Raw genomic sequence first — 25,973 nt, forward strand, 5'->3', positions numbered from 1 at the left:
CGACGTCACATGAGTCATTCAATCAGCGAGTGAACTACGTTCGCTCGCGCTTCATCGAATTTACGATTTCTTCGAGTAGTAAAGCGGTTTGGGGCATTTTAGCTAGCTGAACCGAAAAGGGCAATTCGCCCAACTGGCGGAGTATCGTAGCCGCAGTTATCCGCGAGCTATTCGAAATGACTATGTGTGGCCGTTCCCGTGCAATCAATTTACACATCTTGGCGTCACGACTCGACCAGTTTACCCAAGATGCGCGTCCCGTTCGTCCTGACCGCAGTGGCGGGGTGTTTGAGATGAGCCACGTGGGGTCATTTCGGTACAGCCAACGCCAGTTGCTGGTGGTTTCCATTTTTACTCGCGATCGTGACGCTTCGGGATGTTGGCGCATGTAGCGTTCGATGTGGTCAGTTGCCTCACTCCAACGGTTGCGCCTTTGGTCCTCATTCATCCTGCTGTTCGGTACCACGCGAATTGGGGGCGAGGCAGTTGCGTCCTTGTGCATAATGGGAGCCGACGAAAGCGTCGTTTGCCATTCGTACATGGCGATGAATCGCTCCCATGAGCCAAATAACATCTCGATCAGGACAAGGTGTGGCACGGTGTTAAAGGTTTCAGACCGCGCCCGCAGCACAGAAATCAGCGCGATAGGCCCTCGTGACACTTCGGGGCGACACAGCCGCACACCGTCGGGAAGGCCCTCGATATGAGCCTCAATGCGAGTCTCCAAGTCCACTAGCCGAAGGCGCCCGCTTTTGGATAGGAGGCCCTCCGCTTTCAGTGCGGCTCGATAGGTGTGATACAGCGCTTCGGCGTCGAAATCGCCAGGAAAAGGTGTTTGCAACGCTGCGCTGGCAAGGCGGCTAAACTGAAGCGCGCGCTTGTTTGCTGTCCGCGTGAGGCGCCTATGGTCCGATTTGGCGTATTCGATCTGACGTGGGAGGAAAAATGTCTGCTGCTTTCCCGGCCGCATCGACTTTGCTTCCATCAGCGCAACTTCATGCTTTGGACACACCAAGACCCCGGGCAGCTGCAAGCTTCGATGCCAGTACGCAGTTCCGTATCCACCGACGTCGTCCGACATGCATTCCGGGCATGCCCGGATTGCGCCCATCGACCCGGCTGCGCTCGCGCGCAGACCGAGGTCGTGTTTGAGAAGACCAACAGAGCTTCCACAGAGAATCCGCGCTGCCTGACCTGAAAACGCGCTCTTTCTAAAACGAGTGTAGAAGGGCAAGCAAGTGGCGGCGCATGCCAGTTGCTCCGGATTCCCTTGGCCAACGAGCATCACGCGCGTCAGCCGCTCAAGTTCATAAGGGAAGTCAAAGACTAGTCCTGCTCTCCTGCTCGGCCAGTCGCCCGCAGTTTGGTGAGCATTCCCATATGCTCCTAGGCAGGAAGCACGCGCGAGAAAACTAAAAAGCGTCTCGTCAGGCGCGAGCAACGGCACAAAGTCGAGCGAATGGTGGACCGGCGCAGCGTCCATTGGCTATCCCCGTCACGAACGTCAACTAAGAGTGCCTTCAGCCTATTGCGGATGCATCAAATTTACTTGCATAAAAATATGCAAATACACATAATTGGATGTGGACTCAAAAAATGAAGAGCAGCTTTCGTGGCTGCGCGCAGCCGTCAGTGAGCGTCGCTTGACTCAAAGCCAAATCGCCGCGGCTACCGGTGTGGACCAGTCGCAAGTCAGTCGAATTCTGGCAGGCCGGGCGAAGCGAAACTCGGAGAACGTTACCGCTCTTTGCGCGTTTGCAGAGAAGGCGTCGCTTGCCTCGCTGAGAACAGGGGGCGGGAGCGTATCGGACGACGCTCATGCGATTTTCCAAGATCTGCTGAGCGGCACTGACGAGGAGCAAAATTTGATGCTCGAGATACTGAGGCGGCTAGCGAATCTCAAGTCTGTCTGGCGAGCGAAGCGCGATTCCGATGGATAGTGGCCTCCTATTTTTTCCGTCAGGGCCTCGCGATGCGACATTCTTTTCGTTGGTTGTTGCCGCGCATGCAATTTCGGGAAATCCGTTCAAGCACTCAACCCGTACGCAACTTTTCGGATCTCCCACGGCCTGTGTGGATGGTCATTTTTCTGCGAATATTTACCTAGCTGAAAAGCGAGGATTGATTAGAGACGCGGATCGGTTGATGCAACGTTCCGGGCTGGCTGGTTTATACGCGGCAGCCATGACTGAGGAGAGAGCTGCGGCGTGGAAGCGCGAGATGCGAGCGCGACGGTTCTATGGACCGCACGTTCAGCGGTTCGTCACGGGGTTGAGTAACCAGAAGCTAGGCAAGCAATCTATGCATTGCTGCGATAAGTGCATGGAAGAAGATATCGCTAATTTTGGCGTCGCCCATTGGCGCACAGCGCATCAAGTGCCGGGGGTTTTCCATTGTCCAGTACATCTTGAACCGCTTCGCGGGGCTTGTGAGGTATGTCACAAGAGTCAAGGATCTGATCGTCATTGGAATCACCCACGTTACGAGTGTCCGCACTGCGGCTCGCGTGCATTTTCTCAGTGTCGGGTGGAAATTTCCGACGTGTCTCGTCAGCATCTAGCTCTTGTCGCGTCTACGATCAACGGCCAATCCAGCGCTCTTAATCCCTCAGCGAGAACGGTCCTCTACGAACGCGCTTTCGGAGGCGACGGGGGAATCTCCGCCGGAGAAATTCTTCAATTGTTGCTGGATCGCTGGACATGTAGGACTGCAACACAACTATCCGAGGCTGTCGGAGCAAAGGTCACGATAGAGTTCGTGAAAATGGCAACTGCCGGCGATGACGCTGGTGTCAATCCGCTTGGGCACCTTGCGTTAATCGCCCTCGCAGACGAACAACTCTCCGCTAGTACGGCCGAGCGATCCGGTTTTCATGACGAGAAGGATGCTTTCGGCGATAGCCTTCAAGGGCTGCGGCGCGCTTTGTCGCGAGCTGGCTTGCCCGAGCGAATGGCCGACGCTCTCGCACGCGGCGACAGTCTTACAAAAATCGCTCGCAATTGGAAGGTTCCGCCACCGCGGCTTCGCAGAGAGCTATCGCAGGTGTTTGCAACAGATATCGGTTCCCTGTGCGATGGGGCGGTCCGCGGCGAAGCTGGAGTCATCGCGAAGAGAAATCTTCATGCAATGAGCATGAGACTCAAAGAGCCGGTGCATTCTATTACTGTATTCGAGAAGTGCGACCCCCAGATGACCTTCGGGCAAGCGCGTGAGCGCAATCGGGCGAAGGTCCTACACTATTTGGCCGCGGGCGTACAAACTCGAAAGCAGTTGCACTACAAGAATTCCGACGTAGGGGATTGGTGCCGCGAACACGATGCGGCATGGTTTGAGATGGTATTGCCGGCGATTCCGCAATCTGAACGAAAAGGAGCTGGTAGGGCGAAGGGTTCTAAAAATAGGAGAAAGGGCGCTCCTATAGTGCCGTGACTATTCGACAGTGATTGGTCGCTGAACCTTGATATTCTAGGCTTAGAAATGAGAGTGTCGTGCTCGGCCGCACAGGTGTCGTAGAATCGGATCGCATATCGGCGGTCTAGGATCGACGCAAAGTTGATGAAATTCAACCGAGTATTCCCAAATCCTGTCCAAAACTCTTTTTTGTTTATGCTCAACGCCTATCGTGATTTCTTGTTCCAAGATATTTACAAGTTTGCAGCGCTGGTGGAGGACTGCGTTGATGACCCAACGACGTTCTTAGAACTCGGAATTGAGGATAACGAATCTCTTGTTCGCAGTCTGGTCAAACCGCAAAAAGTTTCATTTCTTCATCAATACATCTTCGTGATGATACAGGTTTGGCAGTCGCGCGATTATCGGAAGAACCCGGATAGCTACGAGGATACTGAACCTTCCCGGCTGAGACTTGTATTTGAAGAGTACGGCATTCCGCTGACACCGTATCCCCTTGACGACAACGAAGTCAGTGAGGCGTTGGACGACACCCGTGACGAAGACGAAGATGACGCCGAGGTAGACACTGGGCAAATTTTTTACGGCTGGTTTCTAGAGAATGAGGCTTCGTTTTTGTGGTATTGGGCGCAGGTCGCCGATGAGGTTTTCCATATTGTTTTCGCCAATCGACGCTTCCTACAACGATTCGGGTCCGCGCTTGCTGATTATTTGGAAACCGAACTGTCAGTTGATTCGGTGGGTCGCGCGATCTTAGGTTCTAAGATCAAACGACTGGGCCGTTGTCCAGGTTGGCTAAAAACAGCTGTCTTTCATCGTGACCATGGCCGCTGCGTTTTCTGCATGCGCGACCTTAGCGCGCTTATTGCGACTGATCGAAGGTTGCACCTCGATCATATTGTTCCGCTGAATCGAGGGGGCAGCAATGATCCTTCAAACTTCCAGTTGCTTTGCGAAGGCTGCAATTTGCAAAAATCGGATGGACCGGCGAGAGCGGGGCGACTGTATATTCCATGGTGGGACTACTAATGGCTCGTCGGCTACACCGGACCATTGACGCTACGGGCAGCGAGATTGTCTTGGGACGATGGGGTCGCCGCTTGCTATGCGAGTGTCAGGTCATGGCGGCTGCGTACCAGCTGATGCTGCCATTAATCTTGCAGCAAGGCGTCAGTTGAACGCTTGTCGTCCGTCATCGTCAGCTCGTTTCGCTGTTTGATTCCCAGACGCAGCGACCGGAAGATTCACCTTGCCTCCGCCAATCTTGAATTACCTCTAGCCCCTCAACAAGCTGTGCGGTACGCACCAGCGCATTGAAAAAGTCATGCCTATGACTTGCAACAATCACCCCTATTGCTCAAAGCGAGAGAACCAACCTTTAGGTCGCGCAAGACGATAGCGAACCGCGGCTTCGCCTTGAAGACGCGGCGCCCTCTATTCATCGAGGAACCGTTCGCGCATCGCAGTTGCCCCTATTTCTTTGCGGTGGTGGAATTTTCGATCGCACAAATCTTATCTAACTCGGGGCGGAAGTGTTGGGCCGAAATTTCACCCCGAGAGCTTGGAAATATCGATTCGAACTTCCGTACTGCGTTGTCTAGATACGTCTCGACGTTCCGATAATCTTTGCTATAGCGCCCTGATTTCGAATTTATGATCCATCCATTGCCTTTTCGTTTGAGTTCGCCAGCAATTCGCGCTGGCTTAAAGCCCGTCAGACTTGGATGGCCCTTTTCGCTTATCTCTTTCCCGATCAGTAGTGCGCCGTCGTGTGCAATCGCCCAGATCAAAAAAGAGTTCTCATCGTCCGGCACAATCTCGGGGAATGTGTTCGAAAGCGGCTGCTGAACGGATTCGAAATACCTGATCAATGTGTCATTGCTTGCGATTTCACCGCCGACAAGTTCATTTGCTTTTAGATATCTGGGCGCCCGCGGTTTTCCATACGTGGTCGACAAATGATCCATGAGTCCGGGTTCAGGGCGCCTCAGCCTTCTCAGAAATGAGCCATAGAAGTAGTCTTGCCTGTTTTCCAAATAACTACTTCCCGCATTCGCATATTTGGTGAAGATGTGCAGGATGCGACGGGCTGCTAGCTGATTTTCGATGTAGATACCGGATACCGCGTCGCCTTGGGGGATATCCGTCGCATCAAAGAACACCTTGAACGCGGGCACACCCCAACATACGAAGGTCGCAACCCACTGAAACCGCGCATAGCTGGCGGTCAGGAATGCAGCCTTCTTGTCGCGCAGATCATCAAGATCGTTTTCCGACAAAAATGACGGCCCTCCCAACGCGGAGAAATCGGTCTGTATCTGGCTCGCTAGGACTTCCTTCCGAATTTCAGATATTTCTGCAAGCTGGAGTCGAAAGTGCAGACGCGGGGGATGGCTTGCAGTGCCGCTGGTCAGTGCCCGCTCTGCTTCTGGTTTTGACTTTTCGTCTTCAATTGCTCGTTCAAGCCATCGGTTGTATTCGTCGACAATGAACCTAGCGGTGTTTCTGGCGAAGTTATACGGCAGCCGAACCTTCTTGTGCGACAGCGCGATAAGACTGTCCGGAACCAAGACCTCATGCGCCTCCTGCCATTGCCCTGCATCGTTTTTCCGTTGCAGTTTCAATCCCCACCCAGGCTCTACTTCGAGTGCGACATCTTGGAGAGAGACAAACGTTGCTTTTGCAAAAGGGCCTAAGCGGTCATCGTGGAGATACAGAACTGTCTCGTCGTCATTTGCTTTGTAGCCGACAACTGTGACAGCATGTCCGGCTTGCTTAAGCCAACTGTTGCTTTCGCCGCGCGCGAAAACTTCAACCCCGAGGATCAGCGGCAGTTTACTATCGATATGACACCGTATGGTATCGAAGAATTCTGGCTGAGCGGTGTTTGTTAGCGTCTCGTTATGGTGGCGAAGTTCTTCAACGTCGAGTGCCCGTAGGATTTGCTTGTTCGACAACTCTTTGTTGGGAAATCCGTTGCTCGAACCATCAATAAAGTTGATTGCATTCGTCGTAATTTCGCTGCACGAAGGTATGTCTCGAACATTTCTCCAAGGGATGCATTGCAGCGCGCTCCAAATGGCGGTCGTCGCGCATGCAGAAACCACCTTGTCTTGCTCCTGAAAGGCGATTGAATCGACCACTAGGTCGACGCCAAATAAGTCGACTGCATAGCGCCGCTCAAGCATTCTCTTATCTCCAGCGAAGCCGGAATCAGGATAGCGCTTGAGACACGTTCTACCGATGAAAGTTTTGGGCAGCGGCTTGATAACCATGAAGCCCAGATATGCGGACTGCAGTTCGCACCGAAATGACGGTGAGCCTTTGCCCGCCAGCAGATCGTCCAAGTTCCCGTGATCTATTTCCTGTGAAAAAAAATGCAAACGCGCGCACTTATGGCCATCGCTGCTGAAGCGCCTTACGTAGTATCGCGAATAGTCATCGAGATAGTCTTTATCGACATATTGAAATTCAAGCAGTACTGATTTTGCACTGAGGTCACTCAAATATCTATAAATATAGTCGATCTGCTCTTTGTGGAAGATGTCAGGAAAGTCCGCACCAAAGCACTCCTTCACGAGGTTGCTCAGGGTCGGCTTTTCGAACTTACATACAAGGTAAGGAATCATTGAGCAGGCAAAAAAATAGCAGCCGTGAGGCTGCTATATAGACATACGGGTAAGAATTACATGCTGTAAGTGCGCGACATGAATTCGTTGGTAACAGCTTTCAAGGTTGCCTCGGATTCGAACAGTCGCTCGGCCACATCCATGCGCTCGCGAAGGGCTTCGACTTCGCGATCATCAATGACTGTCCTCTCTGCAGCCGCGAAAAACGCGTCAAACTCCATGGGACCCCCAAGTTTGTCGAAAAATATGGACGAATGATACGTGCAATTTTTCGCGCTCGCAACGAGGTGTTGGATCCAGGCGTCGCAGCGCGCAGCCCAGTGCAGACGGGCGTGCCGCGCTCACGATAATTATCCGATTGCGTAAATTTAGCCGTTGTTATAAATTTATGAAAACATTATTGGAGCCTTGATCATGAGTCTGTCCGTCCCCGCTCTGCCCGAATCGCCGCCGATTGAAAACCCCTACAAGCCCGGGGCTGGCCATCGGCCGCCGTTCCTCGCGGGTCGCGACCCCGAGATCCGTGATATTGAACGCTACTTCGACCAAGGGGAGATCCTGTGCAACATTGTGCTAACGGGGCTTCGCGGCGTGGGAAAGACTGTTCTGCTGGATGAGTTGAAAAAGCCTGCCACGGCGAAGAATTGGTTTTGGGTCGCTACCGACCTGTCTGAATCTGCGACCGTTTCCGAGGAAAGTTTGGCGACACGCCTGCTTGCGGACCTATCGGTTGTTACTTCGGGGTTCACATTCAATCAAGAGCAACCCGTCGGTCCTGGCTTCCTTCAGCAGAAGACCACAGTTGTACGAAGGCTTGACTTTCAGTTCTTAAAACAAGCGTTTGACTCCACTCCGGGGCTGATCGCCGACAAGTTGAAGGCAATTCTCGAGATGGCGTGGACGGCCATCCGTGGGACGGGAGCGCGCGGCATTATCTTCGCATATGACGAAGCACAAAACTTAACCGACCACGCCGCAAAGGAACAGTATCCACTGTCGATGCTACTTGACGTGTTTCAGTCGCTTCAAAGAAAAAATGTCCCGCATATGCTGTTGTTAACGGGCTTGCCTACATTGTTCCCAAAACTTGTCGAGGCGAGAACGTTTGCGGAGCGCATGTTCCACGTCGTCACGCTGAATCGACTGGACCCGCAGGATTGTAGGGACGCTGTTAACAAACCCATTGAGAATTTCCCGATTAAATTCACTGATTTTGGAATAAACAAAATCGTTGAATGGTCGGGTGGGTACCCCTATTTCATTCAGTTTATTTGCCGCGAATCGTACGATGTTGTTTTGCGCGGGGAGTCACCGGATGAGGCTCGCTTCCAGGCAATCATTGCAAAGCTTGACGCGGATTTCTTCGCGGGCCGCTGGGGGCGCGCGACAGATCGTCAAAGGGATTTGATGGACCTAATCGCTTCACTGCCGAATGCGGAAAACGAATTCTCCGTACAGGAGATTGCTGAAAAATCCCGAACATCGGGCGATAAACCTTTTTCGAGTAGTCACGTAAATCAAATGCTGGGTTCTTTGGTAACGGCCGGGCTGGTATTTAAGAATCGACATGGGAGATATGCATTTGCCGTCCCGCTGCTTTCTCACTTTATTCTGCGTCAGCGTGAGACTCAGAATTAAGAATCAAGGTTTTTGTATCTATCTTGAATGCGGAGAAATTTAATGACGGCCAGACACCGCGTCCTGTGTATCAATAAAATAGACCGAGGAAACCGGCATGAACAGATATCTTATATAGGTGGAATGAACGCCGATAAATCGCGTTGGCGCATTGCGCAGGCCAACGCGATAGAAGGAATCGAATCCGGGAGGTGGGCATTTTATGTGGTTGTTGGAAATATAACTGCCGAAGTAGTCGTATCAACCTCGGTAGAGGGGCGCAAATATTTAAAAACTAATCGTGATTCGTCCATTGTGGATAATCTTTTGTCCCTTCCTGAATGTCCTTAACCTCGTTAAAATTAGCTTGAAAGAAATGCCAGGATGCTTCGGCGGCTTGCATTCCTAAGAGGGGTTGGCGAGTCTGATCTTCCTAGTTCGCGTTCGCATCGTCTCTTGTGTGGAACAGTAAATGACTGAGAGCACCATGAACGCCGCATTGCGCCAATTCGAGGCGGTTGAGGCAAATCTCGTAAAAGCGGAACGCCTGCTTGACGCAATTAACGAAGCAATTCCGCAAGGCATCGTCTTCGGCAGCAATCCCGACTACGAAAGCAACTGCTACCATTTTGACGCCGTCTATGCAGCCCTTCCTAAGATCAGAGGATGGAAGCCGGACATTCACCTCATGGAATTAGACGAGATTGCGCAAAACCGCCTAGATGCCGAAGAGGTGGGTGAAATCGAATGCAAGATCTCCGTTGGGCGCTCGATAGAGGAACCATCAAGGACACTCCGGCAATATCGCATGCAGTTCGATCAGATGCGCCGTGAGCTTGTTCGTGACGCATTGCAAGAACTTATATCGGGTGTGGACGAGTGCATTCAGGTCCTCTCCCATCTCCCGGAAACAACCGAAAGGCATCTTGAGGTCGAGCATCAACAATTCGAGGAGTTGAAGCAGAACGTCGCTCAGATCAACATGCTAATGGGTAGCAGCATATCCAAGCCCCCACGATGGAGCGACCTAGGTCGTCACATTCGCTTCGGGCTATACGGAGATCTACAAGACATTATCCTGCATGACTGGCCCGCTGCAAGGGCCGGACTTCAAAAGTCTATGTATGGAGATAATGAGCCTATGCCGGTTGGTATCGAAGATCTAGAAACCTTGATCGGGGCGAAGCCGCGAGGTTCTGTCGCGACCAAGCTTAGATGGGACAACCTAACCGAAGAACAGTTTGAGCGACTTATCTTCGCGCTTGTTGCTACTGAGCCGGGCTATGAAAACGCAGCATGGTTGACTAAGACAGAAGCACCAGATCGAGGACGTGACGTATCAGTGTTCCGCGTACAGACTGACACGCTAGGTGGAACCACGCGGCAACGGGTCATCATTCAATGCAAGCACTGGCTCAGTAAGAGCGTCGGCATTGCTGAGATCGCTACGCTCCGCGAGCAGATGAAGACTTGGGAACCGCCACGCGTTGATGTTCACGTTATTGCCACATCGGGACGGTTCACGAGCGACGCCATCCTATCTGTGGAAAAACACAACCATTCAGACAGCGCGTTGCGAATTGAGATGTGGCCGGAAAGCCATCTCGAGCTACTGCTGGCAGCAAGACCCTCGCTCATTGCAGAATTCAGCCTGCGGTAAAAGGCTGTAGAGATGCTCTAGTAGTGCGTGCGGGAACTCCTCGAAACATGATGTGGAGAGGTTGTGTCACGGCGGACTCTTGCTCATCCGCCTGCGGCGAGGATGGCATACGCGGAAGCCGAGTTGCGCATGTTGAGAACGTACGTATCTCGCTGAGATTGGGCTTGCGGGCATCAAAAATTTCAACGGATTGAATCCTGACAGCATGTTTTACGAAGTATTGTCTTGATATCTAGATAGGATATTTTATTGAATATTGGATTAAAGGATAGATCACATCTTATATTTTGTGTATTTGCATTCTAGGAGCCCGGCAAGAGTTGGCTTCATTAGTTTGAAATCGTCCTTGTTATACTGCGCAAGTCTCTTGCTAAGCAACGGGTGTCTGATGAAAACCAAAGCTCTCTCGTGCTTTGGGTCGATGAACGCGATTTTTCCAACTTTCACATCCGGATCACATTTGGAGGCATCATAGAGATCTGATCCGTATGCAATAGTATCGACAAAAAATTCTTTTACCCCAGAAGTAAATAGCAATTGCGGTGCAATCGAACAGGTGCCGAGCACTAGTGTGAGTAAGAACAGAGCGGTGACAGCCGCGAACTGTTTTCGTCGAGCGTATTTGTCAGATCTCAATTCAGATACGGCAATCGCAAAGAAAGACATCAATTGGGTTGCTACCATACCCAATGAAAATGGGAAGGCGAGAAATCCCAAGGCTGCAGTGAAGGTACCCGCGCCAAAGGCCAAGTTCATGTGTTCGGATGCTGCTCCGTACGTGCTAGAGAGCATTTCTACTGTTTGGGCATGGCCCGCCCACACGCAGGCAGCAAAGCTCACGAAAAAAATAAGTTTAACTGTTGGCAGAGCAAGCCAAGTGTTAAATTTTTCGGCGCGAGCAAGCAAAATTGAGACAGAGGTGACAGGAATAAGAGTAATCAAGACAAGTATTCCAGCTCCTGAATAAATATCAACTTGTTGAATGTAGGAAAATATGCAAATGCCCGCGACTACTGCGGACAATATCGCGACCGCAACCGTCGACGTATGGCCGAATGGCATCAGTATTTTACTTAAAAAATCAATAATCTTGTTTTTTTACATAAAATCGCTTAGATGCAGCTGTAACGCGCCTTAAGATGTATATTGTGAGAATTGGTAGTGTTGTGATTGTTATTATTGTGGATAAAAGAATAATGAGTGCTGCTGCAATTCGAATTGATGTCATGTTTTTAAATAAAATTGTTGTTGCTTTTCAATTTCGTCGACATTGAAAATTTCAGTCGGAACAAGAGTTAACGGCATTGCGGGAGAATTCTGAACGTATGGACACATCTGAGCACGTGAGAAACACGGGTCGCTTATGTTGCTGCCATTCCCCATCCCCATGGCATCGCACGACGGTTGCAACGCGCGGATTGGAACAACCGGAGGAAGAAGGGGGACAACCTCAACCATGCTTCAGATGGAATGCCTTTTTTGATCGTCAGTGAAGAACGGGGTTGCCGGTTGAGTTTAGATTTGCTGCGTCGATCCGTGGTTGCTGGATCGTGAGCCGCACACGTCTAAACTGGCCTTTGTCGCGGATACTGATCTAGCATTAAAGTAAGGAAAAATGCCTGCGAACGCCTTTCAATGAATCAGATTGGGCCGCTTGTAGTGTGGATTATGTTTTGTTCGATACGCCACTGTCCGTTCAAGATGCGTTTATCGATATGGTGGAATGGGAAGTGTAATCGTTGTAAATTTTGTGAAAGTCATTTTTCTCCCAAACTTTATTGCGAGGCTCTCTTAACTTTTTTGTGACGAAACAATTGCCGGTAGCCGCGTGACGGCAAGATTCGTGTCGCCTGATCGGCTTGGGGCGATGTGAGTTCGATAACGTCATGGCGTTGGCAACTGTTGCAAAAGTGAAAGCCCTCCGGTGTGAGGGCTTTTCTTTTTTTGGGCCTTGGAGTGGTGGGGCGGGGCGCGCTCGATCAAACGAGCGTCGATGTCGGCGCGGTGACCAGCGCGATTGCAACTTTCAAGGCCGCGGTGAAAACGCGTTTTTGTCACAGTTAGTAACGATGCAGCGCGTCAACGACGTGCATCACATGCGTCTTTCCCGCCTCGCTATACCGCGCGGATAGATGGCTCGAGACAGTGTCGATGCTCCACCGCCGCCATCCGGATTGCTCGACATCCGTCGATGCCGATGGCCGCGACCGCCACCGCCACCGGACGTCGCACACCGACCTCGCGGGCGCGGAATGTGTCGGCGGATGGTTCATGTACTGGAAATCCTGCGCGATGGCCGAGCTCGTCAATGTCGTGACCGGCTGCTGGGTCGCATCGGCGGACAGCCCCGAATCCGACTGCCCGAAGACGGACGATGCACACGCGGCGCAAGCCATCCTCACAGCCAAAGCCAGACGTTTCATTGAGTCATCCTTCCTTTTGTGGGCACGCAGCGATAGCCCCGCGCTGCGACTGCGCGTATAGTCGAGCCCCGCACGTCACCGGGACCGAGTCTTGCGGCGGGTGGTATGTGCAGTCGCGTGCAAACGAGTCTAGGCGGTGCGATGCGAAATTTGATCCGCGGCGCGCTGACAAGCGTTATCCGATTTAACGCTGGCGACGCTGCGCGCGATGCGAGACACGCTCTCGATTCACCAGCCACGGCGCACGGCCCGGCGAATAACTTTCTGTAACTATCCGGTAACCATGGATTGCGCCGATTGGCTTAACGTTTGAATTCCCATCTCGAAACGCACCGCATGATGTTCAGCACTAAATCAATAAGTATGGCGATACCTGCCGCCGTTGTTGCACTCGCACTCGGCGGGTGCGCGGTGATGCCGCCGAGCGGCCCGAGCATTGTCGCGCTGCCGCACAGCGGTGAATCGCTCGAGCAGTTCCAGCAGAACGACTATGCGTGCCGTGACTACGCGAATCGTTCCACGAACTCGTCCGGGGCGGCGCAGGCGGGCACCACGAACAGCGTGAATAGCGCGGCGCTGGGCACGTTCGGCGGTGCGGCGATCGGCGCGCTGTTCGGCGCGGCGGCCGGCAATGCAGGCGCGGGCGCAGCGATTGGCGCGGGCAGCGGACTACTGATCGGCGGCGCGAACGGCGCCAACAGCGCGCAGTATTCCGCCGCCGGCTTGCAGGCGCACTATGACGCCGCGTACGCGCAGTGCATGACCTCGAAGGGTGACACGATCGCGCAGCCTCGACCTTATTACGCCGCGCCGCAACCGGTGTATGTCGCGCCGCAGCCTTACTATGCGCCTCCTCCGGGATACGTCGCGCCGCCGCCGGTTATGTATGCACCTTATCCGTACTACTGAACTCGTTGTGGGATGTTATTGACGGCGGTTCGACGGCACATTCAGCCGTTGGCACCGGCTGTCTTCAACGGGGACGGCGGCCACCGCTCCCCAGGATTTCGCGCTTTCTGCTGGAAAGACGCGATACGCTTTCGAGCACTCGACGCGCCGAGCGCTCGCGCACCGAGCGACGATGAGGCGAATAGGCAGAGACCGCAAGCCGGCTCTTTGATCCGAGTATCGGATAGCGAGCGTGCGCGTGGCTGGTCGGATACTTGCGTTGCGAAGCCCGACCACATTTCCTTGATCCCGGCGCGACGCCGGCCATGTCGGCCAAAGGGGCGAGCAATGCAATCGTGCCGGCGGCGGACAATGGCACGACCGGTGCTTTGCGCATGTACGACGGCGGCAACCGCTCGCGCGACTTGTACAACAGCAATCGGGGGGCACGCGCAACCAGTGGGGTGCTGGCAACAAGCTCATCACGTCCGATGATCGCGCGCAGTAGGGTATATATGGTGCTGCGATAAGGGGGTGATTGGAGCTGGCGCCGTAACGGAATGCGACGATGGCGTTTCCAGAGAAATTGGCGCTTGTGGTCGATTTCCGCTTTGGCAATGGACGTCGAATTTCGTCCGACTGAGGACATATCTGCGGTTCTTGGCGCGACAGGCACACAGTGGATTGGCGTTGCAAAGCCCCTGCTCATAATGAGCAGGGGCTTTGTGCTCAATACGCACGATGTTCCGTTGCATGCGCATGCGATAGTCCGCTCCGAGCCCAATCTGCGCGATTCACGCAATGCAGGCCGCTTACTCCGTGTCGCTCGTCGCCGCTGTCTTACGCGGACGACGGCTCCGCGGCGCGGCTTTGCGCGCTGCCTTCCTGGCGGCGACAGGAGCTTGCTCGGTGTCGACAACCGGTGCTGGTGCTTCAGCAGGCGCGGCGATCTCGGGCACGTCATCGATCGTTCGCGGCGTGCTTTTCTTCCCTTTCTTCGCGGCGGTCTTGCGCGGCGCGCGTGTCTTGCGACGCTCCGCCTGATTGCCGTCCGTTTCCGGGGCGTCTTCATTGCCACCGACCGCATCCGACGCAGCAGCGTTGCTCGGCGGTTCCACCAAAGTGGCTTCCGGCCGTTCGACATGCGATGCACTGGCCAACGGCGCCTGATGCTGCACTGGCTCACGTGCCTGTGGCTCGTCCTCCCACGCTTGCGCGTGACCTGCTTGGTCAACGGTGGCTCGCTCTTCCTGAGCGACCTCCTGCTGACCACGTGCCGACTTGCGATTGCCGCGGCCCCTGCGACGCGACTCGTGCTTGCCCGCTGGCTCGATAGCGGTGGCCGACGTTTCAGCAACCTGCGCCTCATACAACTGTTCGGCCGATTCTGATTCGCCAGGCTCATTCACGCTTTCGCCGGCCGCGCCCGCCGCCGTGCTGCGATACACGTACGCCCCGGACTTTTCGTCGCGGCCAAACTCGAGCAGTCCACGCGCGTGCGCTTCTTCCAGCAGATTGCCGAACGCACGAAAACCGTAGTAGGTCTCGTTGAAATCCGGTTTGCGGCGCTTGATTGCGTTCTTCAATACGGATGCCCAGATCTTGCCGCTGTCGCCACGTTCGGACGCGAGCGCATCGAAGGTTTGCACCGCGATCTCGACTGCCTTGGTACGGCGTTTTTCCAGATCTTCCTTCTGCCGGCTCTTATCTTCATCGGGCGCGCGTTTGGCCGTCTGTTGAGCGTTTTGCTGCGGGCGAGCCGACTCGCGCTTCGCGACCGCACGCTGACTTTCGCGCACGAGGTCGTCGTAAAAGAAGAACTCGTCGCAGTTAGCGATCAGCAGGTCGGACGTGGATTGCTGTACGCCAACGCCGATCACCTGCTTGGCGTTCTCGCGCAGCTTTGACACCAGTGGCGAAAAATCCGAATCGCCACTGATGATGACGAACGTATTGACGTGCGATTTCGTATAGCAGAGATCGAGCGCGTCGACCACGAGCCGGATATCCGCGGAATTCTTGCCTGATTGGCGCACGTGCGGAATCTCGATCAACTCGAAATTGGCCTCGTGCATCGCGCCTTTGAAACTCTTGTAGCGATCCCAGTCGCAATACGCCTTCTTGACGACAATGCTGCCCTTGAGCAGCAGACGTTCGAGCACCAGCTTGATATCGAACTTGTCGTACTTTGCGTCACGCACGCCGAGCGCGACGTTTTCGAAGTCGCAGAATAGCGCCATGCTGACGTTTTCGTTGGATGACGCCATGTATATCTCCATTGAAGCGATCGTCGAATTCGACGGATCGCGACCATGATAGCGATTCCAGCGAAGGTGAGCAGCTTTTGTGTTCTCGCCGCACCGACCGGGACAGTAAAAATGAGGGCGCACGAGTGGTCAGGGCGGACGCCACGCCCTCTTTCCGTAACGAGGAGAGCGCGTGGTGCTCGATCGAGCCGAGCGGAAAGCGTCTGAATGGCGCATTGAGTTTGGTTGTATGAATTGGAACAGGCGTGCATTGCGCGCTCGGGCCGGCTCCGAACGGAGGCACCTGCACCATGGCGGAAATGCGAGAGGCCGCCGAACACAAGTTTTGGCTCTCGAAGTGTTGGTTGAAAGCCGGAAGGGCGACGGGTTGCCGTCACTACATGTCATGCCGCCGCAGCATTTCGCCCAGCCCTGCGCGCGTTTCCAGCACGCCGTCGATCAAGCCATACCCCTTCGCTTCATGCGCCGACATGAAATTGTCGCGGTCCGTGTCGCGCACGATTTCCTCGAGGCTGCGCCCCGTGCGCTCGGCCGTGATGGCGTTCAGGCGCGCTCGCAGATACAGCACTTCCTTCGCCTGAATCTCGACGTCCGCCGCCGTGCCCTGGCTGCCACCGGAGGGCTGGTGAATCATGATGCGCGCGTTCGGCAACGCATACCGCTTGCCGTGCTGGCCTGCGCTGAGCAGGAACGTTCCCATACTCGCGGCAAAGCCGGTACACAACGTCGACACCTCGGGCTTGATGAACTGCATGGTGTCGTAGATCGCGAGGCCGTCGTACACCGAGCCGCCCGGCGAGTTGATATAAAAGGAAATATCCTTGTCGGGATTTTCGGATTCCAGAAACAGCAACTGGGCGACAATCAGACTGGCTGATTGTTCGTTGACGGGCCCGACCAGAAACACGATGCGCTCGCGCAGCAAACGGGAGTAAATGTCGTAGGCACGCTCGCCACGCCCCGACTGTTCGATCACAGTGGGAACGAGGCCGAGACCGGTGACGGATGGATGGGTCGAGTGCATAGGTGTCCTGTAATTGGCGGTGCGGCACGAATAGCCGATGGATGCCGATTGCGGCCGGTTCACAAACCGCGCGCGCCACGCGCCGGTTGTTGCTCACTTGACGAGGCAACCCGTGGCCGCGTGACAGGAATATTTTTGCGCCGCGCTGTCACATCGGCATGTGCTCGGGCGTCAAGCTGGAAAGAATGCAGACTATGGCGAGCGCCTCGGCAGTCCCGCGGCAGGCAAGGCGCGCAATTTTTCACCACGCACGATCCGGAGGTCTATGTATGACGGAACAAGGAATCAATAAGGCATCCAGTTTCGAGGCCGTGCGCGCCCGCCTGCTCGCGCTGGCGTACCGGATGCTCGGCAGCCGCGCCGAAGCGGAAGACGTGGTGCAGGACGTCTGGCTCAAATGGCAACTGGCAGATACGCGCGCGGTGCAAACGCCGGCCGCCTGGCTTACCACGATCGCCACGCGCACGGCGATCGACCGTCTGCGGCACGTGCAACGCGAACGCTCGCAGGCTGCGGGCTGGCTGCCGGAACCGTGGCTCGACGAGATGGCGCCGTCGGCGGAAGAACTCGCGTTGCGGGCGGCGGAGATGTCCTACGGCGTGATGCTGCTGCTCGAACGCCTGAAGCCCGACGAACGCGCGGCTTTCGTGTTGCACGAAGCCTTCGATTGCGACTACGCGGAGATTGCAAAAATTCTCGAGCGCACACCGGCGAGTTGCCGGCAGATCGTCCATCGGGCCAAGGCGCGTTTGCAGCGCGCGGGTGCGCCGTTGGAGCGGACCGACCCTGTCGCGCATGCGCGCATCGTCGAGCGTTTGCGCACGGCGCTGGAGGCGCAGGATCGAACCGGGTTGCTGCGGCTCTTCAGCGACACCCCTGACGTCGTGAGCGACGCGCCCGTGTGTGCGCCTGCATGCGCACGCGAGCCGGCAGCGGCAGAGTGGGTGGACACGGTCACGTCGCTCGCGCAGCAGGCGAGCAATGCCGAGGTGGTGTCGATCGAAGGGAACATGTGTGTCGCCCTGTTCTTCGAAGGCGACGTCGTCGGCGTGCTCGACGTGTGGACAAATGGCGTGGCGGATGGCTCGACAAAGATCATCGCACTGCGCATCGTGACCAGCGCCACGCGTTTGCAAGCTGCCAACCGGGTGCTGGGCCGTGCCGCCGTCGCGCAGTTGCTCTCGCGCATCCGGCGGCACCCGGCGCCTTCAGTTGCGATGCGCCGCGAGTTCCCAGTTGATATCGACGCATAACACCTGTGTGCCATGCGGCGTATGCGCGGCGATCGAGGCGGTGACACACAGATGCGCTTCGTTGATCGACAGATAAGGCGGCGTGAGATGCACTTGGCCGGGCACGCGCATCGCCTGGATAAAGTACGGCCGGCGTTCCCAACTAGCGCCTTGCGAATGCAACAGCGGCCGGAAGCGCTTCGCGCGTTGCGACGTGCGCCCGGGCGGCAGCACGTTGTCGCCGATCTGCCGGCCCGAACCGTCGAGCACGAAGCAGCGTGCAGTTTCTCCGAGCAACAGCAATGGGGCGGTGGCGTGGGCGATCGACTCACCGGCCATCAGTTGTGCGGCGGCTGTCTCCAGCGCCGTGACGTAGGGTGCGAGGCGCGCGGACTGTGCGCGCTGGCGTGCGGCGACCCGCTCGCGCAACGCGGCCGAAAGCGAGTCCATCAGTCCGGCCGCGGCTTGCGGCTTGACCGGCTCGACGCTTGGGCCCGCGAAGAACGTGCCTTGCACGAAGTCCACGTTGCATTCGAGCGCGATCAGCGCGTCGCGCTCGGTGCTCAGGCCGCCCATCAGCACCAGTTGCCCGGACTCGTGCAGCAGCGAGACGAGGCCCGGCAGCACGCGTTCAATATGCGAGTGCTCGCTGGCTTGCGCGAGGATGCAGCGGTCGAGTGTGACGATGTCCGGACGCAGATTCCACACGCGGTCGATGTTCGAATGTTTCGCGCCGAAGCCGTCGAGCGCGATCAGGAAACCGGATTTGCGCAACGAGTCGATGATTTCGGCGAAGCGCGTGGTTTCCCCGCCTGCCTGCTCGGACACTTCGAGCACCACACGTTGCGGCGGCAGGCCGAGCGCCTTGAGGCCCGCCAGCAGGGCATCGCCGTAGCTGGTGTCCATCAGCGCGGCCGGGTGCAGGCTCAGGAAGAGCCACTCATCGTGGCTGTCGAACGCGTTGAAGTTGCCGAGATGCAGCGATTCGGCCAACCGGCCGAGCTCCAGCAGGTCGCCGCGCCGCGCGGCCTGCGTGAAAACCTCGTGGGAGGGCACTTGTTGCGCATGTTCGTCGTGTGCCCGCAGCGACGCATGGTAGCCGATCGCGCGCCGGTGCGACACCGAGAAAACTGGCTGAAAGACGCTGAAGACGGTGTAGCCGCCATACAGGACGGTGCGCCGGGAGCCTTCGTCGCCGGCCATCGGGCGCGGCGGCTGGAAGCCGGGAGGATCGAGTTCGATCATGCTCATCATGTCGGTCGTATGGAGTTGGCGGCGCGCTGCGGCTCGTTACGAAGGTGCGCGCAAAACGAGAGTTTACAGGATAGGCGAGCAAGAACTATGCGCATGCAGAAACACAGCCTGTGCGTGTCGCAGCCGCGCGCTGATACGACGATTGTGCGCCAGCGCGGGTGCGAACGCGTTGCGTCGCACTTCGCTGGTGCGGGTTGCGCCCCGTTGCGGGTCGGCGACGGGCGCGATGCATGTCAGGTCCGCTCTGACGGATCGGTCTTTTTTGCCGGCGTGCGGATGTCCGGCGAGAGTTGCGCGAAGATCCACGACGAGCAGGCGGTGATGATGCCGACACACAGGAACGTCGCATGAAACGCGGGCAGCGAGTTGATCGCGGTCACCCGCTGCAACAGGCCGGTGAAGGTCGCGAGCAGCGCGCCGGCAACGGTCACGCCGAGACTCATCGACAGCATCTGGACGAGCGAAAACAGGCTGTTGCCGCTGCTCGCACCGCCGGTGCCCAGGTCCTTGAGCGTCAGCGTGTTCATCGCGGTGAACTGTATCGAGTTGACGGCGCCGAACACCGCCAGTTGCACGAGCCGCAGCCACAGCGGCTGATTCGCGCTGGTCAGTGCGAAACTCGCCATGGCCAGGCCGACCAGCACCGTGTTCACGATCAACACGCGCCGATAGCTGTACTGGACGATCAGCTTCGTCACGAGGCGTTTGGACGCCATGCCGGCGGCGGCCACCGGCAGCATCATCAGGCCGGCTTCGAATGCGCTGTAGCCGAGGCTCACCTGCAACAGCAGCGGGATCAGGTAGGGCATCGAACCGCTGCCGATCCGGGCGAACAGATTGCCGAGCAGGCCGACGCTGAACGTGTGGATCTTGAAAAGGTCGAGCGGGAAGATCGGCGCGGGTTCGCGCACTGCATGCAACGCGTAGGCGACGAAACAGGCGAGGCTCAGGATCAGCAGCACCAGCACCGTTGCGTGCTGAATGCCGAACTCGGTACGACCGTCGAGCGCGAAGGAAATTGCCACCATGCCGACGATCAGCAGCAGGTAGCCTTTTATGTCGAACTTGCCGGTGTGTTCGTTGCGACTATCCGGCATGAAGATGAACGTGGCGATGCAGCCCACGATCCCCACCGGTACGTTGATCAGAAAGATCCAGTGCCACGAGGCGATTTTCACGAGCCAGCCGCCGAGCGTAGGACCGATCAGCGGTCCGATCAGGCCAGGAATCGCGACGAACGAGAGCGCCGCCAAATAACGTTCCGCCGGAAAGGTGCGCAGCACAGCGAGCCGTCCGACCGGCAGCAGCATCGCGCCGCCCATGCCCTGCATGATGCGGAAGAACACCAGCTGATTCAGCGTGTGCGCGTTCGCGCACAGCAGCGAGCCGACCGCGAACACGAGGATCGCGCTGAAGAACACGCGCCGCGTGCCGAGTTTGTCCGCGAGCCAGCCGGACACCGGGATCATCACCGCCATCGTCAGCGAATAGGCGATCACCACGGATTGCATGCGCAGCGGCAACTCGCCGAGGCTCGTCGCCATCGCGGGGAGCGCGGTGTTGACGATGGTCGAGTCGAGCGTCTGCATGAAGAAGCCGGTGGCGACGAGCCACAGCATCACGGTGAGGGAGCGGGCCGAAGGTCCCGAGGGGGCGTTGACAGCGGAGGCGGGCGGAGTCGGCGTCGTGGACATGGAGGGCGGCTGGGCGCGCAGGACGGGCTGGGACTCGCTATTCTAGGGAAAAGCGGAGTGCGGCGCAGCCCAGGGAGCATCGGGCATGATGGGCGAGAGGCGTTGAGAACTGGCCTCGGGGGCGCGGTAGGAGCGGGATGCTCAGCCCCCGTCCAGCGCCGCCGCCGCATGAAAAAACGCCTGCGCCCGCGGCTCATTACCAAACGCCACGTGAATCCTGATCCACGGACTCGTCTCCATATTCGGCCGGAAGTAGCTGCCCGGCACCACCGTCACCCCAAGCGGCGCACCGCATGCGACCAGCCGTTCGGCATCGGCGACATGCGGCACGCGCGCCCACACGAACTTGCCGCCCACCGGCTTTTCGAAAATCTCCCAGCCCGCGTCTTCGAGTGTCTGGATCGTCGAACCAAGCGCGTCACGCATGCGGCGACGCATGCGCTCCAGATATTTCCGGTACGCGCCGCGCTCCAGCAGCGACACCGCGACCGCTTCCGCAAAGCGCGAGCAACCAATACTCGTCAGCATCTTGATGTCGACCAGATCCTTGATGATCGCGTGGCTCGCCACCACGCAGCCGATCCGCAGCGACGACGATAGTGTCTTCGACAGCCCACCCACGTAGATCACATGTTCGAGTTGATCGAGGGTGGCGAGGCGGTCGGTGAGCTCGGTCTGGAAGTCGGCGTAGATGTCGTCCTCGATGATCGAGAAGGCATGCTCGCGTGCCAGCTGCAGCAGCCGGAAGGCCACTTGTGGCGCGACCGTGGTGCCGGTCGGGTTGTGGAACACGGTATTGATGAACAGCAGCCTCGGCCGGTGTGTCTTGAGCTGCTCCTGCATGACGTCGAGGTCAGGACCGTTGCGCGTGCGCGGAATGCCGATCAGCTTCACGCCGTGCAGCTTCAGCAAGCCATACAGATTGTAGTAGCCGGGGTCTTCGACAAAGATCGTATCGCCGGGCTTGAGCAGGTAACGCATTAGCAGATCCAGCGCTTGGCTCGCGCCGTTGGTGATCAAAATCTGCGACGCGTCCGCCTGAATTCCCAATTGTCCGATCCGGCTTTGCAGATGCTCGCGCAAAGTCAGGTTGCCGAGCGGCGTCGCGTAATCGACCATGCTCTGCCGGTCGGTGCGCGACACGTGGCGGATCGCTTGCGCGAGGCTGTCCGTGTCACGCCAGCTTTCCGGGATGAAGCCGCTGCCGAGCTTCAGTGTTTCGCCGGGATGGTTGAACTGCTGCAGTAAATGTCCCGATTCGTCTTCGGCGCGGCGCGGGTCCGAGGCACCCTGACAACCCGTCGCGAGCGGCTGACGGTCGGCGACATAAAAGCCGGAACCGTGGCGCGACTCGACATAGCCGAGCGACACCAGCCGGTCATATGCCTCGATCACCGGAAAGCGGCTCACGCCGAAGTCGGCGGCGAACTGGCGGATCGACGGCAGCTTTGAGCCGGGATGCGCGGTGCGCGAGCGGATCCACGCGGTGACGCCCGCGACGATCTGCTCGGTGAGCGGCACGCCGTTATCGCGATCGAGCTGGATTTCGAGTTTCATGCGCTTGCTTCCTTCCGGATGACGCGGTGCCTGCTGCGGCCAACTGCATAAGCGCCTGATTCACGATGCATCAGTCGCCCAACTGTCCGGTTTTTCGACTGAACAGTTCCACTGAAAGTGTTCTGAACTGTGCATGGGTATCCGATCATCGCACGTCAATAATCGGTACAACAGAAAAGTTCTTTGAAGGAGAACGGCGATGCGTGAAGTGCGGATTTTCGAATTGGAACAGGGCGAACCCGTGGCGGCCTGGCGTGTCGCGCGGCCGTCGACTTTTAAGGTGCTCTCGGGCGAAATCTGGCTGACCGTCGAAGGCAGGAGCGAGGATCACTGGCTCGCTGCGGGCGAGTCGGTCGAGCTGCCGCGCCGGGCGCTCGCGTGGATCAGCGCGAGTCAGGGCGGCGCACGCTTTTCACTGGCGAGCGGCTCCGAGCAGGTGGCGCCGAAGCCGGGGCTGAGTCTGCCGGTGTTCGGCCGCTTGCCTCGCTGGCTTGGCGTGGCCTGAGAAAGCTTTGGCGAGCGTCGGCTGAGCCGTGGGCCGACCGATCTTCGATCCTCAGTCCAGGCCCGCCGCGTCGTACTCGCCGATGTACCGCGCCCTCGGCCGGATCAACCGTCCATCGCGCGTCTGTTCCATCGCATGAGCGATCCAGCCGACCACCCGGCCCACCGCGAATAGCGTGAACGCGGCGCCGTCCGGCAGATCCAGCACGCGCTCGATCGCGGCGAGCGCGAAATCGACGGTCGGTTCGGCGCCGGTCGTGTCGCACACCGTGCGTGCAAGCCGCAGCACGTCCCCGAGCGGCGAGCGCGTTGGCGCACAGTCGGCAAGCATCCCTAACAGCAGCCGTGCCCGCGGATCGCCATCCGGATAAAGCGGATGGCCGAAGCCCGACAGCACCGGTCCCTGCGTGCCGCCTTCCTCGCGCGTGAGGCGGTTCGCCAGATAGCGATCGAGATCGGGCGCGCGCGACGCTTCTTCGAGCAGCGCGGCAATCCGCACCGTCTCACCGCCATGACGCGGGCCGGCCAGGGCCGCGAGTCCTCCCGCCACGGCGCCGAACAGGTGGGTTCCCGTCGACGTGATACAGCGGACCGTGAAGGTCGACGCGTTCAGTTCGTGATCCGCGCAGGCCACCAGCGCTGCGCGCAGCAGGCCGGCCTGGTGCCGGTTGCGCACCCGCCACGCGCAAGCGAGTTGCCGGTGCAGCGCCTCGTTCGACGGCGCTGCCGAGATCATCGCGGCGGCCAGCAGCCGCATGACGGCGCAAGCGGTATCAAGTTGCGCATCGCGGCCGAGCGCCCACACGCGCGGCATGTGCGCAGCGGCGGCCGGCAGCAGCACGAGCGCGCGATCGAGCGGCGTGCTGTCGCTCCAGAGCCTGAGCCACGCGGCCCACTGCGCGGCGGCGAGCGGCACGGCGGGCACCTCGGCGATGCGCCGCGCGCTGCAATCCCACAGCAAGGCCGCCGTGTCCTCGAGCGACGCAGTGCACGCCAGTTCCATCGCATCGTGGCCGCGATACAGCAGGCGGCCGTCGGCGACCAGCGTGATCGACGATTCAAGCACCGGCACGCCCCAGTCCAGCACCTTTTGCGCGACCTTGCCGGCGCGCTTGCCGTCGGCCTTGCGACGGGCGAGGCGGCGCACCTCGGCGGCGTCGTAGAGCCGGTTTTTGCCTTGCGCATCCGGCGACGAACTGAGCATGCCGCGGCTCACGTAAGCATAGAGCGTAGGCAAGCTGATGCCGAGCGCGGCGGCGGCTTCGGTGGCGCTCAGGAAAGTGGTGGTCGGCATGGAAAAGCGGAGAAACCGAAGAAATTAATATATATTGATTATCATAATCAAGATTGATTGCGGCAGGCCGGAATTCTAGACTCGAGTCACTTCGCGGTTCACTTCCACCTGCTCCGGTAAGAACGCCATGACGCCCGAACTCGCTCTCCAACAGATCTGGACCGTCGCCGGATGCGACCCGAGTGCGCTGCGCTCGGTGTCGCTGAGCGGCGCAGACCCCGGCTTGCCGTCGATCTACCGGGTCGGCAGTCTGGCGTCGGCGACCATCGCCGCGACCGGTCTCGCGGCGGCCGAATACTGGCGCTTGCGCACGGGCCGCCGGCAGCATGTGTCGGTGCAGATGCGGCGCGCGCTGGCGGCGTTTCGCAGCGAACGCTATTTGCGCGTGGACGAGGGTCCGCCGCCTGCGCTGCGCGATCCGGTCACGGGTTTCTACGAGACACGCGACGGCCGCTGGATTCAACTGCATACGAACTTTGCGCATCATCTTCAGGGTGTGCTGAAGGTGCTCGGCTGCGGCAATGATCGCGCCGCCGTGGCCGCCGCGATTCGCGGCTGGGACGGCGCGACGCTCGATCAGACGCTCGCCGACGCGGGCTTGTGCGCCGCGTTGATTCGCATGCCCGACGAATGGGCCGCACTCGACCAGGCGAAAGCGATTGCGAGATTGCCGCTGTTCGAGATCGAGCGCATTGGCGACGCGCCGCCCGAGCCGCCGCGCGCGAGCGGCGCGGACCGGCCGCTGGCGGGAGTGCGGGTGCTGGACCTGTCGCGCATCATCGCGGGGCCGGTGGCCGGGCGAGCGCTCGCGCATCATGGCGCGGACGTGTTGATGATCAACGGGCCGCATCTGCCGAACATCGCACCGCTGGTAATCGATAACGGACGCGGCAAACGCTCGGCGTTAATCGATCTGCGCGACGCGGCCGGGCGCGAGACCTTGCGCGGCCTCGCCGGCGACGCCGACGTGTTTCTGCAGGCATATCGTCCCGGCGCGCTGGCGGCGCGCGGCTTCGGCCCCGAAGAGCTGGCGCGGCAGCGGCCGGGAGTCGTGTATGTGTCGGTGTGCGCGTATGGGCACGAGGGACCTTGGGCGCAGCGTCGCGGGTTCGATAGCCTCGTGCAGTCTGCGAGCGGCATCGCCTTTGCCGAGCGGCAGGCGGCGGGCTGCGATGAGCCGAAGCATCTGCCGTGTCAGGCGCTCGATCATGCGAGCGGCTATCTGGCCGCGTTCGGCGCGATGGTCGCGTTGACGCGGCGTGCGAGCGAAGGCGGCAGCTGGCACGTGCGCGTCTCGCTCGCGCAAACGGGTCGGTGGTTGCAGTCTTTTGGACAAGTCACCGACGGCTGGCGGACCCCCGATGTCACGCTCGACGACGTGCGGGATTGCGTCGCGACCGTGCAGTCGGAGTTCGGCCGGGTGCTGGGGGTGCAGCCGGCCGAAGAGATGGAAGAGACGCCCGCTTTTTACGCGTTGCCGCCTGTTAGGCTCGGCGCGCATGAGGCCAGGTGGGTGTGA

22 protein-coding genes are annotated in these 25,973 nt (G+C 58.2%); 11 read left to right on the forward strand and 11 right to left on the reverse strand.

The annotated features are described in order from the left end of the window. Positions 1 to 34 precede the first annotated feature (34 nt). Positions 35 to 1,483, reverse strand: a complete 1,449-nt coding sequence (locus HV770_RS04460; protein ID WP_175158276.1) for a TnsD family Tn7-like transposition protein — start codon at positions 1,481 to 1,483, stop codon at positions 35 to 37. A 100-nt stretch (positions 1,484 to 1,583) separates the two neighbouring features. Between HV770_RS04460 and HV770_RS39630 the strand changes: the two genes are divergently transcribed. The 3 genes from HV770_RS39630 to HV770_RS04475 all read left to right on the forward strand — a co-directional run bounded on the left by HV770_RS39630 (position 1,584) and on the right by HV770_RS04475 (position 4,440). After that, a complete protein-coding gene (locus HV770_RS39630; RefSeq protein WP_425497371.1) occupies positions 1,584 to 1,940 on the forward strand; it encodes a helix-turn-helix domain-containing protein in 357 nt (118 codons plus the stop codon). After that, a complete protein-coding gene (locus HV770_RS04470; protein ID WP_175158278.1) occupies positions 1,933 to 3,429 on the forward strand; it encodes a TniQ family protein in 1,497 nt (498 codons plus the stop codon). Before HV770_RS39630 ends, HV770_RS04470 begins: the two co-directional genes overlap by 8 nt. A gap of 126 nt (positions 3,430 to 3,555) precedes the next feature. Continuing rightward, positions 3,556 to 4,440 (forward strand): HNH endonuclease, encoded by an 885-nt coding sequence (locus HV770_RS04475; protein ID WP_175158279.1) that lies wholly within the window; start codon positions 3,556 to 3,558, stop codon positions 4,438 to 4,440. Between the two features lie 443 nt (positions 4,441 to 4,883). Here HV770_RS04475 and HV770_RS04480 read toward each other — a convergent pair whose 3' ends face one another. Both HV770_RS04480 and HV770_RS04485 read right to left on the reverse strand, forming a co-directional pair. After that, positions 4,884 to 7,040, reverse strand: coding sequence for a cysteine peptidase family C39 domain-containing protein (locus tag HV770_RS04480; RefSeq protein ID WP_175158280.1), 2,157 nt, complete (start codon positions 7,038 to 7,040; stop codon positions 4,884 to 4,886). A 56-nt stretch (positions 7,041 to 7,096) separates the two neighbouring features. Beyond that, entirely contained in the window at positions 7,097 to 7,261 is a 165-nt protein-coding gene (locus tag HV770_RS04485; protein ID WP_175158281.1) for a hypothetical protein, read from the reverse strand. A 193-nt stretch (positions 7,262 to 7,454) separates the two neighbouring features. On the opposite strand from HV770_RS04485, the gene HV770_RS04490 reads away from it, so the two are divergent. The 3 genes from HV770_RS04490 to HV770_RS04500 all read left to right on the forward strand — a co-directional run bounded on the left by HV770_RS04490 (position 7,455) and on the right by HV770_RS04500 (position 10,317). Continuing rightward, entirely contained in the window at positions 7,455 to 8,678 is a 1,224-nt protein-coding gene (locus tag HV770_RS04490) for an AAA family ATPase (RefSeq protein WP_175158282.1), read from the forward strand. Positions 8,679 to 8,720: 42 nt separating this feature from the next. Further along, positions 8,721 to 9,008, forward strand: a complete 288-nt coding sequence (locus HV770_RS04495; RefSeq protein ID WP_175158283.1) for a DUF3892 domain-containing protein — start codon at positions 8,721 to 8,723, stop codon at positions 9,006 to 9,008. 121 nt (positions 9,009 to 9,129) lie between these two features. Beyond that, positions 9,130 to 10,317, forward strand: a complete 1,188-nt coding sequence (locus HV770_RS04500) for a restriction endonuclease (RefSeq protein WP_175158284.1) — start codon at positions 9,130 to 9,132, stop codon at positions 10,315 to 10,317. 273 nt (positions 10,318 to 10,590) lie between these two features. On the opposite strand, the gene HV770_RS04505 is transcribed toward HV770_RS04500, so the two are convergent. Then, positions 10,591 to 11,259 carry a hypothetical protein gene (locus HV770_RS04505; protein ID WP_217468573.1) on the reverse strand — a complete coding sequence of 223 codons (669 nt, stop codon included), beginning with the start codon at positions 11,257 to 11,259 and terminating at the stop codon, positions 10,591 to 10,593. Between the two features lie 1,209 nt (positions 11,260 to 12,468). Here HV770_RS04505 and HV770_RS04510 point away from each other — a divergent pair. Continuing rightward, entirely contained in the window at positions 12,469 to 12,801 is a 333-nt protein-coding gene (locus HV770_RS04510; RefSeq protein WP_175158286.1) for a hypothetical protein, read from the forward strand. A gap of 275 nt (positions 12,802 to 13,076) precedes the next feature. Then, entirely contained in the window at positions 13,077 to 13,649 is a 573-nt protein-coding gene (locus HV770_RS04515; protein WP_175158287.1) for a glycine zipper family protein, read from the forward strand. A 64-nt stretch (positions 13,650 to 13,713) separates the two neighbouring features. Here HV770_RS04515 and HV770_RS39635 read toward each other — a convergent pair whose 3' ends face one another. From HV770_RS39635 to clpP, 3 genes are all read right to left on the reverse strand, one after another. Beyond that, positions 13,714 to 14,277: a hypothetical protein gene (locus HV770_RS39635; RefSeq protein ID WP_175158288.1), complete on the reverse strand. Its 564-nt coding sequence runs from the start codon at positions 14,275 to 14,277 to the stop codon at positions 13,714 to 13,716. 163 nt (positions 14,278 to 14,440) lie between these two features. Further along, positions 14,441 to 15,895 carry an NYN domain-containing protein gene (locus HV770_RS04525; protein ID WP_175158289.1) on the reverse strand — a complete coding sequence of 485 codons (1,455 nt, stop codon included), beginning with the start codon at positions 15,893 to 15,895 and terminating at the stop codon, positions 14,441 to 14,443. Positions 15,896 to 16,271: 376 nt separating this feature from the next. Beyond that, a complete protein-coding gene (gene clpP, locus HV770_RS04530) occupies positions 16,272 to 16,919 on the reverse strand; it encodes an ATP-dependent Clp endopeptidase proteolytic subunit ClpP (protein WP_175158290.1) in 648 nt (215 codons plus the stop codon). Between the two features lie 269 nt (positions 16,920 to 17,188). Between clpP and HV770_RS04535 the strand changes: the two genes are divergently transcribed. Then, positions 17,189 to 18,172, forward strand: coding sequence for a sigma-70 family RNA polymerase sigma factor (locus HV770_RS04535; RefSeq protein ID WP_175158291.1), 984 nt, complete (start codon positions 17,189 to 17,191; stop codon positions 18,170 to 18,172). Here the strand turns inward: HV770_RS04535 and HV770_RS04540 are convergent. The 3 genes from HV770_RS04540 to HV770_RS04550 form a co-directional block, all read right to left on the reverse strand. Further along, the gene (locus HV770_RS04540; RefSeq protein WP_175158475.1) at positions 18,128 to 19,402 is read right to left on the reverse strand and encodes an EAL domain-containing protein; all 1,275 of its coding nucleotides are present in this window, start codon (positions 19,400 to 19,402) and stop codon (positions 18,128 to 18,130) included. The two genes, HV770_RS04535 and HV770_RS04540, sit on opposite strands and share 45 nt — an antisense overlap. Positions 19,403 to 19,638: 236 nt before the next feature. Beyond that, on the reverse strand, positions 19,639 to 21,099 hold the full coding sequence (gene mdtD / locus HV770_RS04545) for a multidrug transporter subunit MdtD (protein ID WP_175158292.1): 1,461 nt from the start codon (positions 21,097 to 21,099) through the stop codon (positions 19,639 to 19,641). A 141-nt stretch (positions 21,100 to 21,240) separates the two neighbouring features. Further along, positions 21,241 to 22,656 (reverse strand): aminotransferase-like domain-containing protein, encoded by a 1,416-nt coding sequence (locus HV770_RS04550; RefSeq protein WP_175158293.1) that lies wholly within the window; start codon positions 22,654 to 22,656, stop codon positions 21,241 to 21,243. 199 nt (positions 22,657 to 22,855) lie between these two features. On the opposite strand from HV770_RS04550, the gene HV770_RS04555 reads away from it, so the two are divergent. After that, complete coding sequence (locus tag HV770_RS04555; RefSeq protein WP_175158294.1) at positions 22,856 to 23,161, forward strand: DUF2917 domain-containing protein; 306 nt, start codon at positions 22,856 to 22,858, stop codon at positions 23,159 to 23,161. 51 nt (positions 23,162 to 23,212) lie between these two features. On the opposite strand, the gene HV770_RS04560 is transcribed toward HV770_RS04555, so the two are convergent. Beyond that, positions 23,213 to 24,454, reverse strand: a complete 1,242-nt coding sequence (locus tag HV770_RS04560; RefSeq protein WP_175158295.1) for a citrate synthase family protein — start codon at positions 24,452 to 24,454, stop codon at positions 23,213 to 23,215. Positions 24,455 to 24,581: 127 nt separating this feature from the next. On the opposite strand from HV770_RS04560, the gene HV770_RS04565 reads away from it, so the two are divergent. Continuing rightward, positions 24,582 to 25,973 (forward strand): CoA transferase, encoded by a 1,392-nt coding sequence (locus HV770_RS04565; RefSeq protein WP_175158296.1) that lies wholly within the window; start codon positions 24,582 to 24,584, stop codon positions 25,971 to 25,973.

The sequence above is a fragment of the Paraburkholderia fynbosensis genome (assembly GCF_902859935.1).
In the GTDB taxonomy this organism is placed as follows: Bacteria; Pseudomonadota; Gammaproteobacteria; order Burkholderiales; family Burkholderiaceae; genus Paraburkholderia; species Paraburkholderia fynbosensis.

Coding starts and splice junctions, on each gene's coding strand:
- clpP (WP_175158290.1), bottom strand. CDS start 16,919: ATGCACTCGACCCATCCATCCGTCACCGGTCTCGGCCTCGTTCCCACT.
- HV770_RS04560 (WP_175158295.1), bottom strand. CDS start 24,454: ATGCCGACCACCACTTTCCTGAGCGCCACCGAAGCCGCCGCCGCGCTC.
- HV770_RS04480 (WP_175158280.1), bottom strand. CDS start 7,040: ATGATTCCTTACCTTGTATGTAAGTTCGAAAAGCCGACCCTGAGCAAC.
- HV770_RS04510 (WP_175158286.1), top strand. CDS start 12,469: ATGCTCCACCGCCGCCATCCGGATTGCTCGACATCCGTCGATGCCGAT.
- HV770_RS04535 (WP_175158291.1), top strand. CDS start 17,189: ATGACGGAACAAGGAATCAATAAGGCATCCAGTTTCGAGGCCGTGCGC.
- HV770_RS04555 (WP_175158294.1), top strand. CDS start 22,856: ATGCGTGAAGTGCGGATTTTCGAATTGGAACAGGGCGAACCCGTGGCG.
- HV770_RS04475 (WP_175158279.1), top strand. CDS start 3,556: ATGAAATTCAACCGAGTATTCCCAAATCCTGTCCAAAACTCTTTTTTG.
- HV770_RS04490 (WP_175158282.1), top strand. CDS start 7,455: ATGAGTCTGTCCGTCCCCGCTCTGCCCGAATCGCCGCCGATTGAAAAC.
- HV770_RS39635 (WP_175158288.1), bottom strand. CDS start 14,277: ATGTCCTCAGTCGGACGAAATTCGACGTCCATTGCCAAAGCGGAAATC.
- HV770_RS04525 (WP_175158289.1), bottom strand. CDS start 15,895: ATGGCGTCATCCAACGAAAACGTCAGCATGGCGCTATTCTGCGACTTC.
- HV770_RS04540 (WP_175158475.1), bottom strand. CDS start 19,402: ATGAGCATGATCGAACTCGATCCTCCCGGCTTCCAGCCGCCGCGCCCG.
- HV770_RS04485 (WP_175158281.1), bottom strand. CDS start 7,261: ATGGAGTTTGACGCGTTTTTCGCGGCTGCAGAGAGGACAGTCATTGAT.
- HV770_RS04500 (WP_175158284.1), top strand. CDS start 9,130: ATGACTGAGAGCACCATGAACGCCGCATTGCGCCAATTCGAGGCGGTT.
- HV770_RS04495 (WP_175158283.1), top strand. CDS start 8,721: ATGACGGCCAGACACCGCGTCCTGTGTATCAATAAAATAGACCGAGGA.
- HV770_RS04515 (WP_175158287.1), top strand. CDS start 13,077: ATGATGTTCAGCACTAAATCAATAAGTATGGCGATACCTGCCGCCGTT.
- HV770_RS04565 (WP_175158296.1), top strand. CDS start 24,582: ATGACGCCCGAACTCGCTCTCCAACAGATCTGGACCGTCGCCGGATGC.
- HV770_RS04550 (WP_175158293.1), bottom strand. CDS start 22,656: ATGAAACTCGAAATCCAGCTCGATCGCGATAACGGCGTGCCGCTCACC.
- mdtD (WP_175158292.1), bottom strand. CDS start 21,099: ATGTCCACGACGCCGACTCCGCCCGCCTCCGCTGTCAACGCCCCCTCG.
- HV770_RS04460 (WP_175158276.1), bottom strand. CDS start 1,483: ATGGACGCTGCGCCGGTCCACCATTCGCTCGACTTTGTGCCGTTGCTC.
- HV770_RS04470 (WP_175158278.1), top strand. CDS start 1,933: ATGGATAGTGGCCTCCTATTTTTTCCGTCAGGGCCTCGCGATGCGACA.